Here is a 13,422-nt window from a genome sequence, read left to right as displayed (position 1 = left end):
ACTCACCCGCCCGCCGCGAACCGCACGAAACGCGTCCAGCCGTCGCGGGTGACGGCGAAGTGCGGGCGCTCTACGTCCTTGGAGTCACGGACGTGGACGGTCTCCTCGGAGACGGCCACCTCCACACAGCTGTCGCCCTGGCTACCGCTATAGCTGGACTTGAACCACGCGAGTTCCCTCGGACTCATAGCGCTCCTCGCAGTCGCTCCAGCAAGCCCCGGGAGTCATCGGGAGTCAGGGCCTGTGAGCGCAGTGTGTCATAACGCTGCTGGAGGAGGGACACTTCTTTCCTGTCAGCGATCAGCCGTCCGGTTTGCTGCCCTTCGGAGTAGGCGAGGCGCCGCCCCTCCCGGGTTTCCAACAGCTGCACCGGACCATCCAGACAGGCATGCAACGGCCCTTCCACCGGGATGATCTGCAGCTTCACGTTACGGAGCGCAGCGAGCTTCAGTACGTGATCGAGCAGGTTGCGCCGCTTCGCCCGATCACCGAACCTCCGTCGGAAGACATGCTCCTCCACGATGAAGCTGAACGGCACTTCCGGCCGCTCGTACAGCATCGTCTGACGCTCCATCCGCGCAATGGCCTGTGTCTCCAACTGCTCATCCGTCAGCAGAGGGATGGTGCCCTCGAACACGGCATAGGCGTACTCCCCCGACTGCAACAACCCCGGCACCAGCCTGCACTCATACGTACACAGGTTCACCGCCTTCCGCTCCAGCCGCGCCCACCGCTGGAACCATGCCGCAAACCCCGGCTCGCCTCGCGACAGAAACCGGGCCGCCCTCCGCAAGGCGCCCGTGTTTCCAAAAACCTCCTCCGCCCGCTCCACGAACGACTCCTCCGGCATTCGCCGTCCCAGCTCCACCGACTCCACGGTGTGCTTCGAGAACCGGACCAGCTCCCCGAATTGGGCCCGGCTCAGACCCGCGTGTTCACGCAGGGCCTGGACGACCGCCCCGAACGTCCGCAGACTGTCCGAAGGGTCGGGTTCCCGGTCACCATTTCCCGCCACACAGGCGTCATCAATCGTCATACGCGGCCACCTCCAGGTGCACACGTTCGAGGGCCCCCGCGCTCGACTCACTCAGGGTGACGGAGCGAACACCGTACTGTCCACCGAAAGTGCCCGTACGCTGACATCGCGTACGCCGCGCGCCGCTGGCGAAGGCCCCCGAACACCCGCCACCTTTGCCCCATGAACGCAAGCACACCCCAACTCCCCACCACCCAGCGAACCTTTGCCCAACGCTTGTCCTCCACGCGGCGCGGGGCCCGCCTCGCCCGGCTGCTCGCCGTAGGACAGCTCCGCGCCTGGCCGGTGTCACCCGCCGTCACCGACCTTGCCGAGCGGATCGTCGCCGAGCTGGCCGCGAACGCGGCGATCCACGGACGCGTACAGGGCCGGGACTTCCGGCTCGCCCTCACGCTCGACGAAGCCCGTGGCACCCTCCGCATCGAGGTGGCCGACACGCGCGGCGAGAGGCTGCCCGTCCTCGGTCCGGCCCCGGGGCCGGACAGCGAGTCGGGGCGCGGCCTGCTCGTGGTGGCCGCGTTCGCCGATCGCTGGGGTACGGAGCCGCGCCACCCCGTGGGCAAGACGGTGTGGGCGGAACTGGACTCCCGTCAGACGTCGGACGGAACGTCAGACGGATAAAACTGGGCGTACCAGCGGCGCAGCGCCCTGATGCCCTTCTCGTGCGGGAGCAGGACAGGGCGCGGCTGGTGGATCTTGTGGTCCCAGATCCGTACCTCCTCGCGCACCTCCCCCAGGGCCTCCGCCCGGAACACCAGCTTGAGGACGGGCGCCAGGAACGGCAGCCCGGCGGGCTTGCGGACGTAATACAGCATCCGCATCTCGCCCGTACGGTCGTCCACGGGGGTGGTCAGCGCGATGGCGGTGACCGACAGAACAGGGCCGAGGACCCGCACCACCATCACACCGGGCCCGTACATGAACACATCGAAGGTGTTGTTGATGTCCCGGCCGAGCACCCGCCGATGAATCCGGCCACGGACCTCGGCGAACGGACCGTCCGGCCGCAGCTCCTGCACAGGCGGTTCGCTCTGGCCGTGGATGAAGTGGAAGTGGGACTCGTCCACGATGTTCTCGCGCATCTCCTGGATGTGGATGCGCGCCCGGCACACGTCGTCGATCGGTGCCGCGAAGTCCCGGGAGGCCACCTCCGGGATGTCCGGCACCTCCCACGCGGGCGCGGTCGGGCCGTGGTACACGAAGATGAGCCCGCTGTGCTCGCGGACCGGGAACCCGCCGAGGGACACCTTGGGGGTGCGGGCCGCGAAGGGGGCGTGCGTACACCGCCCGTCCGCCCCGAAGCGCCACCCGTGGAACGGACACTCCACCGCCCCGCCGACGACTTTCCCGCCGACGCCCAGATGGGCGCCGTAGTGCGGGCAGTGCGCGTCCCGCACGGCCGCCTGCCCGTCCGCTCCACGGAAGGCGATGAGGGCCCGCCCGAAGTAGTGCAGGCTGACGACCTTGCCCGCCCGCAACTCGCCGCTGCGGAGCAGCGCGTACCAGCCGTGAGGAACGGGCGGCATCGGGTACTCATCAGCTCGCGGATCGCGCGGTAAGTCGGCAACCCTGTCATGGCTACGACGAAACAACATGCGCCGATGCTAGTCAGGCTCCCCGCAACGCCCGGCGCCAGTACTCGGTGACCGAGTGCCGCAGCCGCTCCGTGTCGACGGCCTCGTGGTCGAGAAGCCGCTGCAACCCGATTCCACGGAGTTGCCCGACGATGGCGATCGCGGCCTCGTCGGGCACGACGCCGGGGCGGATGGTGCCGTCGGCGAGACCGGCGGCCACGTCTTCGCGCAGATCGGCGCGGAACGCCTCGTCCCGCTCACGGAAGATCGGGGCCAGTTCGGACGCCGTGGCGGCCTCGGCCCAGAGCAGCAGGAACGCCCGGTTCCACACGCCCACCTCGCCGAGCGCCCCGACGTATCCGTCGATCAGCCGCAGAAGACGGTCCAGGCCGGGCGGCAGGCCGTCGAGCCCGGGGACGAATCCGGTCTGGCTCGCGCGTGCCAGACGTTCGAGGAGCGACTGCTTGGACCCGAAGTGATGGGTGACGAGCCCTCGGCTGTAACCGGCCCGCTCGCTGACGCGCACCAGCGTCAGCGAGCGCACCCCCTCTTCGACGACCAACTCGGCGGCGGCGTGAAGCAACGCGGATTCGGCCTGGTCACGGCGCTGCTGCTGGGTGCGGCGGGTGCTCGTCATGGAAAGAAACCTACAACAAACTTGTCAGTCGACCAACAAGTACGTAAGGATCACGGCATCGACCCGACCCACTGGAGGTTTCCGATGATCGAGATAGACGAGCGCGCCGTGGATGCCCTGCTGGCCGAAGATCCGGGTGGTCCCGTGGTGATGCTGAACCTGCTGCGGTTCCGTCCGGACGGCGGCCGCGAGAGCTACGGGCGCTACGCCGAGGCGCTCGGCCCGGCGATCAACGCGCGGTACGGGGTGCGGGTGGAGTACCTGGGAGACGGCGGGCGGGCACTGGTCGCCGAGGACGGGCAGGCCTGGGACATGGTGTTGCTGGTCCGCTACCCGAGCCGACAGGCGTTCGCCGACATGATCCGTGACCCCGAATACCAGGCGGTGTCCCACTTCCGCAGCGAGGCGCTGGTGGAATCGGTTCTGCAGCCGACCGTACCGCTGGACGGACTGGCCTGATGCCCGTTGTCTTCGTGCACGGCAACCCCGAGACGGCGGCGGTCTGGGACCGGCTGCTCCCCGAACTGGAGCGCGCCGGTGCGGCACACCGGCGTCTGGTGTGCCTGTCCCCGCCCGGGTTCGGCTCCCCGCTCCCGGCCGGATTCGGCGCGACCGTCGCCGACTACCGCGACTGGCTGATCGGCGAGCTGACCCGCTTCGCCGAACCCGTCGACCTGGTGGGACACGACTGGGGCGGCGGGCACGTCCTGAACGCGGTGATGAGCCGCCCGGACCTCGTGCGCAGCTGGGTCAGCGACTCCATCGGGATCTTCGAACCCGACTACGTCTGGCACGAGTTGGCCATGCGGTGGCAGACGCCGGGAGCCGGAGAAGCCGATGTGACCGCCCGGTTCGGCGCGCCCCTCGGCGACCGCGTCGCGACGCTCGTCGAGCGGGGGATGCACGAGGCGGTGGCCGAGCAGGTCGCCCGGGGCCAGGACGAGGCGATGGGCCGGGCCGTGGTCGCGCTCTATACCTCCGCCGCGCACCCGGTCATGGCCGACCTGGGCCGGGACCTGGAACGCGCATCGCAGCGACCAGGACTCACGTTGCTCGCCACCGAGGACCACGCGGTCGGCACCGTCGAGCAGCGGCACCGCGCCGCCCACCGGGCCGGTGCCGAGGTCGCGACCCTCGACGGACTCGGCCACTGGTGGATGACACACGACCCCGCCCGTGGCGCCCGCGCCCTCACCCACTTCTGGGCGTCGCTGGACCACGGGTAGGCCCGCCTCACCCCATGGCGTCCCTGGCGGCGACCCGCGCATCCTCCCCCAGCACGTGCTGCACGGCCATGCCCGGCAGCGTGGGCAACTCTGCCCAATGGGTGACGGGTTCGGCGCAGGGACGGCCGTAGGGCAGCCGGACGACACGGTCAGAGTCGACGAAGCAATCGCGGTACTCGGCCCCGTCCTCACCGAAGTGTCGGGGGGTGAAGTACATCGGCAAAACCAGCCAGAAGTCCTCCCCATCCGCCTCACCGGGCTCCGGCGGGTAACGCCCCGACGTGGCCGCCACCACGGGCATCCCATCCCTCGGCAGCCTCTCGCGCGCGTCCACCCACTCCACCACCGCGTCCATGCCACTCCTCCCCCGGCTCCGGCCATCCGTCAGGTACGTCCAGTCAACCACGTCGTGATCGAGCCGAATCGGACATTGGTGGCTGCGGGACACCTACTCACCAGCGGCTCGGCGAGCCCGGTCACGCCATGAGAAGTGCCGTGTCCCACATGCTGGAGCCCATGGGCCTCCCGCGGCGGGCATCAGCGTAGGAGAGCAACGTCAGGGCCACACCAGCCGCGCCTTGAAGAAGTCCGGGCTCGTCAACCGCATGTGCGTCGGCGGCTGGAGACAGCGGGTATCGATAGCCGAACGCGGTGGTGGGGTCGAAGCCCCGGGCGAGTTCCGCGGACAGGCGATCGGTCCCTTGCCACAATTCCGGATGCCCCGTGTCCACTGCCATCCGCACCGCCGTCAGCAGGACACCGGCCCGACCGTGGCAGAACGTGGCATCCGGCATCGCGGTACTTAAGTGAGGCCGTTGGAAGACGGACCGCATCGCGTCGACGCTCACTTCGCTCAGCTCGGGGTCGCCGAGCGCCCGCCCGGCCAGATGCAGCGTCCGCGCCACACCAGCGGCCCCGTAGCACCAGTCCGACCTCGGCGTGACCGATACCGCTGGGCTCGGGGACCGGCCGGTCTCGTCCTCAAAAGCGACGCGGCCAGGCCAGTACGAGCCCTGCTCTCCGACAACGCGATTCCGCATCACCCAGTCGGCCATGGTGCGCATGGCGTCCACCATGTGCGGGACGTCGTGTCCGGCCTGGTGTGCCAGCGCCAGCAGCGACAGGGGTCCGCAGACGCCGTGCGCGATACCGAGGTTGAACTCCCCGAGCGGATAGGCGGCTCTGTCGGCTTCCGATACCCAGCCCAGTCCCGGGTCCGTCCACCAGCCCGGTACCCGCTCCCCGTGGACCTGTATCGGGCGTGCCATTTCGACCAGGAGGCCGAGCACGTCCCGCAAGGCGTCCGCGGACTCCGCGTGACCCAGGTCGGCGCCGGCCATGAGGCCGCGTCCGCCGCGAGCGAGCCCGCCGACGAGGTCGTACTCCCCATACGCCAGTCCCGGCCCCTTTTCGCGCAGCCGTCGGCCGATCCGGTCACAGGAGGCGCGCATGGCGGACGCGTGCGCCGTCGCAGCACGGTCCAGTAAATTGGTGTATCCGCCGTGCGCTTGGGCGTGCAGGGATGCGGAGAGAAGCACATCGCCGACGGTGTCCGCCCTGACGGACGGGAGGGCCGCCGAGAGATGGGCGTGCACTGTCTTTCCCCAGCCGGCGTCGTCCAGGGCGAGGCGGCTGTAGAGCATGGCGATACCGGTGTGCCCGAGCAGCAACTGTGCGGGATCCCATGGAGGAAACAGGACATCGGAGGGGATCCGAGCGCGTGCTTGCCGGGTGAGCCGGTCGACCTCTTGCGGCACACGCAGCCGCTCGGCCACAGCGTGAGAAGCGCCCACCGCCTCGTCGTGCGCGCCGCCTGTGGGCCCTCCGGGCAGAGGGCTTCCGCGGCCCTCCGCGGGAACGGAAGCGGGCGAGTCGATCACCGGCCGTGCCGCATTCTGTCGAGCCGCAGAGCGAGGGATTCGCGGGCTGTCGCATAGACCAGCATTTCCCTTTCCCGGTCGACGCCGAGTAACCGGTTGCAGTGCATGTGGGCCAAACCCATCCCGATGTCTCCTCCTTGTGCTTTCCGCAGGAGGTCACGGACATCGAGGAGAGCCGCGCGGCGTTTTTGCCAGCACTCGCCGACCACGGACGTCCGCGCTCTGCCGTGCTCGTCCAGCAGCCTGCTCAGCGACTGCTTCTCCGGTCTTCCCACGCGACCACGCAAGGCCATGATCGGCGCGCCGCCGAGTTGATGGAGCACCTCGGAGGTCGTACCGCAGAGGTGCGTCAGGATGTCCAGAACGCCCAGGGCCGCCTGCGACACATCGGGAAAGTCCGTCAACTGGTCTTCCACCGGCGTGAGTTGACGCAGAACAGCCAGGCTGTCGGCGTGGAAGACCCGCTCGACACGGACGATGGCTTCCGCTCCGCCATAACGATGGACCTCGGGCTCGTACGTGTCGAGGGTCAGCCGGGACAGGAGTCCGGCGTCGCCCAGCTCCGCAGCCCAGGAACGCAGCTCGGGCAACAGTTCCCCCCACAGCGCCTTCGGCTTGCCGTGGAACCGCAGGCGCAGATGAGGCTCGGGGTCGGCGTAGCGAATGAAGAACCAGGTGTCGGCGAGAGGGCCCGAGGTGCCGGCGATCAGTTGGGGGAGGTGGCGGGTGAGCACTGCGAGCTGATGACGTTCGGGGACATAGAGCTTCGCGTACAGCCATTCGCCGCCGGGCAAGTGGCGGGACACGCCATGCGGTGCGGGGGCAGCTGCCGGTGCCGCCTCGCGTTGCTCCTGTGGGGCCCGGCCGCGGGAATCCTTCTTGGCCTGGTGACCACTCCTCAGCACGGGAAAAACGAATTCACAGGCGTGCGATCCGCCCTGGCCGCGGAACCAGTCGTTGCCGGGAGCGCCGCCGAAGCGCTCGATGACGACCAGGCCGGATCCGCTGCGCAGTTCGCCACGGAGGACAAGAAGGTGGAGTGGGTCGTCGAAGTCCACAGCGATGCGGATGTCCCCCTTGCCCAGAAGGACGTGCCGGGGGACGCCCCACCGCTCCCGCCACCGGTCCACGTGAGCTGCCCATTGGGACGCGTCGCACGCGGATGACGCGGCGGACAGCTCCTCGTCCGGCGCCCAGTGCGCGGGGCAGAGTATCGACTGGCCGTACCTCACACGGGGCAGCGCGGGCGCCGTCGACCACCTGCCCCAGCTCCAGCCTCCGATCGACCGCTCTTCCTGCCGGCCCAGTTCGATCAGGAAACGGGCCACGTTCGGCACATGGCCGCTCTGCGGATTGATCATGGAGTACGTCACCGGGCGCACCCGCTGCCCCGTCGCCGTCCACACGAGTTCCAGGCGGTCGAGGGTGGCCCGGACTCCGAGCCGCTCCAGGCTCACGTCCTGTGCGGCGCGCGTCGCGGCGGGGCCCACCCCGAGGGGGATCCTGTGCGGCAGCCACTGCGGAACGGTGGTCACGTTCGCCGAGCGAACCACCGAGGGCCGGAAGGCGACCATCGCGGCCGGCTCCCCGGTGTCGTCCATGGCCTCAGCGCTGTCGACCAGTTCCTGTACACGGGCTTCCGCGGGCGCGCCGAGTACGGACATGAAACGCCCGAAGGCCGCACCGGCCATGGAGGAAACAGGGCTCAGCCCCAGTACGAGACGGAAGTCGCCCGCGCACAGCTCCTCCCAGCTCGCGGCCACCACTTCAGCGCCGATGTCCGCGGATCGCGGAACCCGGCCGCGGCCATCGGCGGAGAGCCGTCGCACGGCCGCGTCATCGAGGACGATCTCCTGTGTGCCGCGGCGCATGGCGTCGCAGAGCAGCTCGCCGAGCAGCCGGTCCCGCCTGGTCGCGGCGGCCGCGCCGGGCGCGGGGGTGCCACTCTCCTCGGCTCGTGGCAGGCCAAGACCACGCACCTCATCGAGAACCTCCAGTACGGGAACGGTCCGGTCCGTTCCGTACCGTTCAAGGAAGCGTCCGTGGTAGGCACGCATGCGCTCGTTACCGGGGTGCTCGGGCGCGAGCCTCCACAGCGCATCCGCGACACCGGCCACCTCATCCCCTACTTCCGGGGGGAGGGTGACGCGGGCGTCGAAGAGCAGATCGCACTGAAGGGGGTGTTCGACCGAGCCGAGCGCCCGCATCCGGGCTCTGGCGGCGAGCAAGGCGGCATGGCGGGCTCCTGGCTCCTCCTCGGCATCGAGCGCGTCCAGCGCCTCCTGGACCCCCCGAAGTTCCCCGACGATGGGGTGGTCGAGTCCGTCGAGCCGGTCCAGGAGATATCCAAGGGGGTCGCCGCAGTCAGGCGGAGGCGCGAGATCGGTGAGGAGGAAATGGCTGCCCACGAGTTGCTCGAGACAACGCTCGACCGCTTCCTCGGTGGCCTGCGGGAACTGATCGCGCACCGCCTTCAGCACGTGCGGCCAGGCCGCGGGCTCCCTTGCCGCCCTCAGGACCGCACGGACCACAGAGGTGTAGCGGACCGAGGGGGCGAACTCCTGCCCGGAACCGCTGTGGAAGTCGACGAGTACGAGCCTCCCGTCGCGCACCGTGTGCAGATTGTTGGCCAGGAGGCGAGTACGCCTCAGTACGGGCCGCACCGTGAGGATGGACGTCAGGACCTCGTGCAGCCATTCCGCGTCCGGTCGGCTCACACTCCGGTGTTCACCGCCGATGCTCAACCAGGGACGCCGCCCGAGATCCGCGAGGGCGACACCGGCGAACATGCCGAAAGGCGTGGGGCGTTGCGTCATCCGCAGGTGGTATTTGGTGAGCGAGACCGTGACGCGCCGCAGAACCTTGCGCCGAACCGTTTGCCCTTCAACCACACGGAGAACGTCAGCCGCCAGGCTGGGGCTCGCGAGGTGGACCGCGGTCATGAATTCGGGAATCGACGCCAGTTCCGCCACGCGTTCCCGCATTCCCGCTTCGTCGTCCGGACCGGCCGGCCGTGGTGAAGAAGCTCCTTCGGATTCACCCGCCGAGCACTCCACACTGCCTGGCGACGATGGCAAGGCGGCAGCACGCAGCAAAACCGGCCCAGAACATTCGAATGACGGACTTTCGCCCTCTTGCGAGGCCACAGCCCTCCCCATCCCTTCTGTGCCGCACCGGCTGCCACGGTTGATGGACATCTCGGTGTCGGGCGGGGCTCAGCACCCCGCCCGACACGCTATTCACTCACCGTCGAAACAGAACCCGCCACAGCTGACCCAGCAGAAGGTGATGCTGGTGGCGCGCGAGGTCTGGACCGCTCCCTCCAGCGCTTCGACGTTCAGATCGAGGTCGAATTCCTCTTCGATCACAACGGTGGGCATTCCCAACCTCCAGAATGAGATCCGCCGGCTCAGTCAGTCACTGACGCGGCATACCTCGAGCCAATCAGCAGTGCAAAGAATCGAGGCATTGCGCTTCATTGGCCGGATATCGGAACCCTACGAGAGAGGTCTCCATATCGTCAACCATTTACACGTTCCGCCCGCGAGATTCAACGGGCCATGCCGAGATGCGACATCGAATCGACTCAGGCTCGAAATGGGCAGCGAAAACAGCTCCTTCCACTCACGTTCAGAGGGAAGGAGTAGCTGTTCGGCGCGCCAAAATCGAGCACACGCCAAAGGGCTCCGGTCAGCCCCGGCCCATTGGTCGGTGACCGGGGCCTGCACCCGCAGGGACGGTCTTCAGCAGATCGCCGCCCAAGAGGAGAACCACACATCCACAGGCCGACTGGCAGTACTCGATGTCGCCTTCGGAGGTCTCGTGCTGGGACAGCAGGACCCACTCCGCGCTGCCCGAGACCGGCGACCAGCATGCGGGGCAGCGATCGATACCGGTGTCATCCATACAGCCACGCTGACGCAATGACCTAAGACGCTTCAACCATTACATCACGGGGATGTCGTGCGTCAGATCGCGGCCCGCCGCGGCGGAGACAGACTGCTGAGCCGGCTGGACACGTCGCACAACGAGCGGCGGCGTGACCCGGAGGTGCAGGCCGTCGCCGTGCCGATGTACAGCCAGCCCAGAAGCTCCTCCTCGTCCCGCAGACCCAGCAACTGCCGTACCCGCGGCGAGCGTATGGCGGCCCCGGTCCGCCAGATGCTGCCGAAGCCCCGCGAGTGCAGCAGCAGAATCAGCGAGTGGGTCATGGCGCTGGTCGCCGCGAGCTGCTCCCATTCGGGAACTCGGTGCCCTTGGGTCGGGGTGAACACCAGCGATGCCAGCAGCGGGGCACGCTGGGGCTTGGCCACCGCCTGGGAGCGGCGTTCCGCGGGGACATCTTCGGCGAAGCAGGCTCCGAGCTCATCTCGGTCATCGCCTCGGATGAGGATCCAACGCCACGGACGGAGCAGGCCGTGGTCCGGGGCTGTCGCGGCCACCTTCAGCAGGTAGGCGAATTCCTCGTCGGTGGGAGCCGGATCGTCCAGGTGGTGCTCACTACGACGCGTCAGCATCGCCGTGGTGACGTCCATAAGACTCAGTCCCTCTCGGTTGGGTGGACCCTGGTCCATCACCGGCCTACCGCGAAGACGTCATGCTTTGGGCGTGGCGGATCTCGACTCGGTGGATCCCGTCGACGCGCAGTCGGCCTTGCCGGCCATACCGGCCTTGCCACCGGAGGAGCTGACCGACCACGCGCTGGCGACGATGACCAGTGCGATGGCCGCGCATTGACGCACCGTTATGTGCTCGCCGAGCAGAACGAAACCCACGCCTGCGCCGACGGCTGGGCTCATCGCCAGCAGAATGCCGAACGCCCGCACGTCGATGCGCCGCAGCGCCGTCATGTCCAGGGAGTAAGGGATCAATGAGGAGAGGAGGGCCACGAGCAGGCCGATGAGCAGAAGATGCGGATGCCGTGCGATCGCGGCTCCGTGCGTGATGGCCGCCACCGGGGTCAGCAAGCAGGAGCCGACAGCCAGCGCGACGGCCAGTCCGCTCCAATCGTCGAAGAGGAGCCCTACTCGACGGTTGAGAACCACATAGGCCGCGCGGCACGTGGCGGCCAGAGTCCCCAGCAGCAGGCCGGTTACGGGGAGAGCGGCTCCGGGAGAGGCGAGCAACAAGACGCCCGTCAGAGCCATCAGGGCGCCCGCCAGGTCCCGCCAGTGCCGTGACATGGCGATGGCCAACACCACAGGGCCCAAGAGCTCTATGGTCGAGGCGACGCCGATCGGCAAATACTGGATCGCCTGGAAATAGGCGACGTTCATGATCGCGAATACCACCCCCAGCGCGATGGCGGTCCGCCATTGGCGGCTCGCCATCGCACGCAGGCGGGGGCGGACGAGCGCCCACACGATGAGGGAGGAGAAGAGCAGCCGCATACCGGCCAGGGCCGTGGCTCCCGCCTCGTCGTAGGCGCTCTTGGCGACCGCCGATCCGATCTGCAGGCTGCTGATCTGTGCCAGCACCAGCAGCGGAGGAATCATACGGTCGCGATGTGCCTGTCCCGCTTTCACGGCAGCTCCGTGCTCCCCGTTACCCGTTCGGTCAGGCTACTGCAGCCCGCCGAGTCATCTCCGACGCGACACCGCGCCAGTAGTCGGCGGTGAGTTCCACGAAGCGCGTGAAGCCCTCGGCCACCACTGCCAGGTCGTCCTCGTTCCGGCACACCGCGGCCGCGGAGATCACGGCCTGGACCTTGTGGTCCTTCTCGGCTTCCCCGATGTGCACGTAGAAGTACTCACAGGCCTCGTGGAAGTCGTCGTCCGTCTCATAGACGCTCTTGTAGTTGCGCACCCCCTCGTACAGGCGCGTGAGCATCGAGTAGGCGAGGTGCTCCTGCGCCAGCAGGGCACCCTGCACCGTGCGCTGATCATCGGACTCGAACAGCGCGCGCTGTCCGGAGCTGAACGCCTGCGTGGTGGGCAGGGCCGACGCGTTCCGCACCTCCTCGGCGGACACCGGTGCCCCCTTGAGCCGGCTCAGCAGGTCGCTGAGGAAGGTCTCCAGCAGTACGAGGTGGGCCTTCGACGGGTCACCGTTGCCGTACTCGGAGTAGAGGTTCTTCACGCACTCGACGCGTGCGTCCAGATCGCTGGTGTTGAGCACCGACAGGGCGACCATGACGCTGGTGTTGACCGTGCGCGCCAGATACTGCTCGGCGAACACCCTGACTTCGGGGTACGTCAGTGGCCCGCCCATCCAGCGGGAATAGAACGCGTTGTTCAGTGCTTCGCTCGAGTGAACCGAGGCAGCCAGTTTCTCCACGGACTGCTCGATGAACTGACCGGTGTGTTCCTGCGCGAGAACGGACATGTGCTGTGTTGACACCCACTTCGGTCGGTGGTCTCCGGCACGTGCCGAACCGACGCCCATCACCCGTCGGGTAATGGCTCGTCGGCCCGCAAACGAGCGTGCTTTACTCCCGCTATGCAATTCAACCCTTACGGCGGTGAGGCAGCGCGACTCGCCGCGGACCTCGTCAACAGCACTGCCCTCTGGCCCCCCCACGAACTGGAGCAGATCCTGGCCGCACACGGCGTCGTGAACCGGGCACTGACGCCACCGCAGACGGTGGAGATATGGGAGTGGAGCCGGCGGCTGGCCCGCTGCTTCGGTGATCAATCGCTGGACGAACGATGCGAGAGGATCAACGCACTCCTGGCGGAAGTCGCCAGCACACCGCGCATCTCGCTGCACGACGGCACGCCGCACATGCACTACAGCGCCCCGGGTTCCGATCCAGCCGCCCACATCAAGGCAGTCACCGCGACCGGCCTGTCGTACGTCGTCTGCTCGGCTTCTCCCACGCGACTCGGCCGATGCGCGCGAAGCGTCTGCGAACTCGCTTTCGTGGACACCTCACGCAATGGGCGCCGAGCTTACTGCTCGGTCAGGTGCGCCAACAACGACGCGGTAGCCCGCCATCGGGCCAGCAGACCCAGCGGCAGAAGCGAAACCCGACCACGTCCACGACGTCTCCGCGTGCGCGCATTAGACGCATAGGCGTTCCGAAACTTTTCGAAGTTCCGTGCGAGACGCATAAATGGCGCTGACCGAA

The 13,422-nt window shown here is 68.1% G+C and carries 15 protein-coding genes; 4 read left to right on the top strand and 11 right to left on the bottom strand.

Annotated elements, in window-relative coordinates; genetic code table 11:
- Window positions 1–2: 2 nt before the first annotated feature.
- Window positions 3–188, bottom strand: a complete 186-nt coding sequence (locus ABZ370_RS29990; protein WP_358626781.1) for a DUF397 domain-containing protein — start codon at window positions 186–188, stop codon at window positions 3–5.
- On the bottom strand, window positions 185–1,036 hold the full coding sequence (locus tag ABZ370_RS29985) for a helix-turn-helix transcriptional regulator (protein ID WP_358626779.1): 852 nt from the start codon (window positions 1,034–1,036) through the stop codon (window positions 185–187). Before ABZ370_RS29985 ends, ABZ370_RS29990 begins: the two co-directional genes overlap by 4 nt.
- Before the next feature lie 162 nt (window positions 1,037–1,198).
- On the opposite strand from ABZ370_RS29985, the gene ABZ370_RS29980 reads away from it, so the two are divergent.
- Window positions 1,199–1,657, top strand: coding sequence for an ATP-binding protein (locus ABZ370_RS29980; RefSeq protein ID WP_358626777.1), 459 nt, complete (start codon window positions 1,199–1,201; stop codon window positions 1,655–1,657).
- On the opposite strand, the gene ABZ370_RS29975 is transcribed toward ABZ370_RS29980, so the two are convergent.
- Window positions 1,627–2,562 (bottom strand): Rieske 2Fe-2S domain-containing protein, encoded by a 936-nt coding sequence (locus ABZ370_RS29975; RefSeq protein ID WP_358626775.1) that lies wholly within the window; start codon window positions 2,560–2,562, stop codon window positions 1,627–1,629. The two genes, ABZ370_RS29980 and ABZ370_RS29975, sit on opposite strands and share 31 nt — an antisense overlap.
- An 82-nt stretch (window positions 2,563–2,644) precedes the next feature.
- A complete protein-coding gene (locus ABZ370_RS29970) occupies window positions 2,645–3,247 on the bottom strand; it encodes a TetR/AcrR family transcriptional regulator (protein ID WP_358626773.1) in 603 nt (200 codons plus the stop codon).
- A gap of 84 nt (window positions 3,248–3,331) precedes the next feature.
- Between ABZ370_RS29970 and ABZ370_RS29965 the strand changes: the two genes are divergently transcribed.
- Both ABZ370_RS29965 and ABZ370_RS29960 read left to right on the top strand, forming a co-directional pair.
- Window positions 3,332–3,706, top strand: a complete 375-nt coding sequence (locus ABZ370_RS29965) for a DUF1330 domain-containing protein (protein ID WP_358626771.1) — start codon at window positions 3,332–3,334, stop codon at window positions 3,704–3,706.
- Window positions 3,706–4,473 (top strand): alpha/beta fold hydrolase, encoded by a 768-nt coding sequence (locus ABZ370_RS29960; RefSeq protein ID WP_358626769.1) that lies wholly within the window; start codon window positions 3,706–3,708, stop codon window positions 4,471–4,473. The genes ABZ370_RS29965 and ABZ370_RS29960 overlap by 1 nt, the downstream gene beginning before the upstream one ends.
- Before the next feature lie 7 nt (window positions 4,474–4,480).
- Here ABZ370_RS29960 and ABZ370_RS29955 read toward each other — a convergent pair whose 3' ends face one another.
- From ABZ370_RS29955 to ABZ370_RS29925, 7 genes are all read right to left on the bottom strand, one after another.
- Entirely contained in the window at window positions 4,481–4,828 is a 348-nt protein-coding gene (locus tag ABZ370_RS29955) for an AQJ64_40280 family protein (RefSeq protein WP_358626767.1), read from the bottom strand.
- A gap of 121 nt (window positions 4,829–4,949) precedes the next feature.
- On the bottom strand, window positions 4,950–6,230 hold the full coding sequence (locus ABZ370_RS29950; protein ID WP_358626948.1) for a lanthionine synthetase C family protein: 1,281 nt from the start codon (window positions 6,228–6,230) through the stop codon (window positions 4,950–4,952).
- A gap of 119 nt (window positions 6,231–6,349) precedes the next feature.
- A complete protein-coding gene (locus ABZ370_RS29945; RefSeq protein WP_358626765.1) occupies window positions 6,350–9,499 on the bottom strand; it encodes a lantibiotic dehydratase in 3,150 nt (1,049 codons plus the stop codon).
- 93 nt (window positions 9,500–9,592) lie between these two features.
- On the bottom strand, window positions 9,593–9,733 hold the full coding sequence (locus tag ABZ370_RS29940) for an FDLD family class I lanthipeptide (RefSeq protein WP_358626763.1): 141 nt from the start codon (window positions 9,731–9,733) through the stop codon (window positions 9,593–9,595).
- Window positions 9,734–10,321: 588 nt separating this feature from the next.
- Entirely contained in the window at window positions 10,322–10,888 is a 567-nt protein-coding gene (locus ABZ370_RS29935) for a nitroreductase (protein WP_358626761.1), read from the bottom strand.
- Window positions 10,889–10,948: 60 nt separating this feature from the next.
- Window positions 10,949–11,878 (bottom strand): EamA family transporter, encoded by a 930-nt coding sequence (locus tag ABZ370_RS29930; protein WP_358626759.1) that lies wholly within the window; start codon window positions 11,876–11,878, stop codon window positions 10,949–10,951.
- A 31-nt stretch (window positions 11,879–11,909) separates the two neighbouring features.
- Complete coding sequence (locus tag ABZ370_RS29925) at window positions 11,910–12,677, bottom strand: iron-containing redox enzyme family protein (protein WP_358626757.1); 768 nt, start codon at window positions 12,675–12,677, stop codon at window positions 11,910–11,912.
- A gap of 114 nt (window positions 12,678–12,791) precedes the next feature.
- On the opposite strand from ABZ370_RS29925, the gene ABZ370_RS29920 reads away from it, so the two are divergent.
- A complete protein-coding gene (locus ABZ370_RS29920) occupies window positions 12,792–13,367 on the top strand; it encodes a CGNR zinc finger domain-containing protein (RefSeq protein ID WP_358626755.1) in 576 nt (191 codons plus the stop codon).
- Window positions 13,368–13,422: the final 55 nt, after the last annotated feature.

Origin of the sequence: Streptomyces sp. NPDC005962 (assembly GCF_040629205.1) — a bacterium.
Taxonomy (GTDB): domain Bacteria; phylum Actinomycetota; class Actinomycetes; order Streptomycetales; family Streptomycetaceae; genus Streptomyces.
Note: the sequence above shows the minus strand (reverse complement) of the source record. Positions and strands in the feature narration are given on the sequence as shown.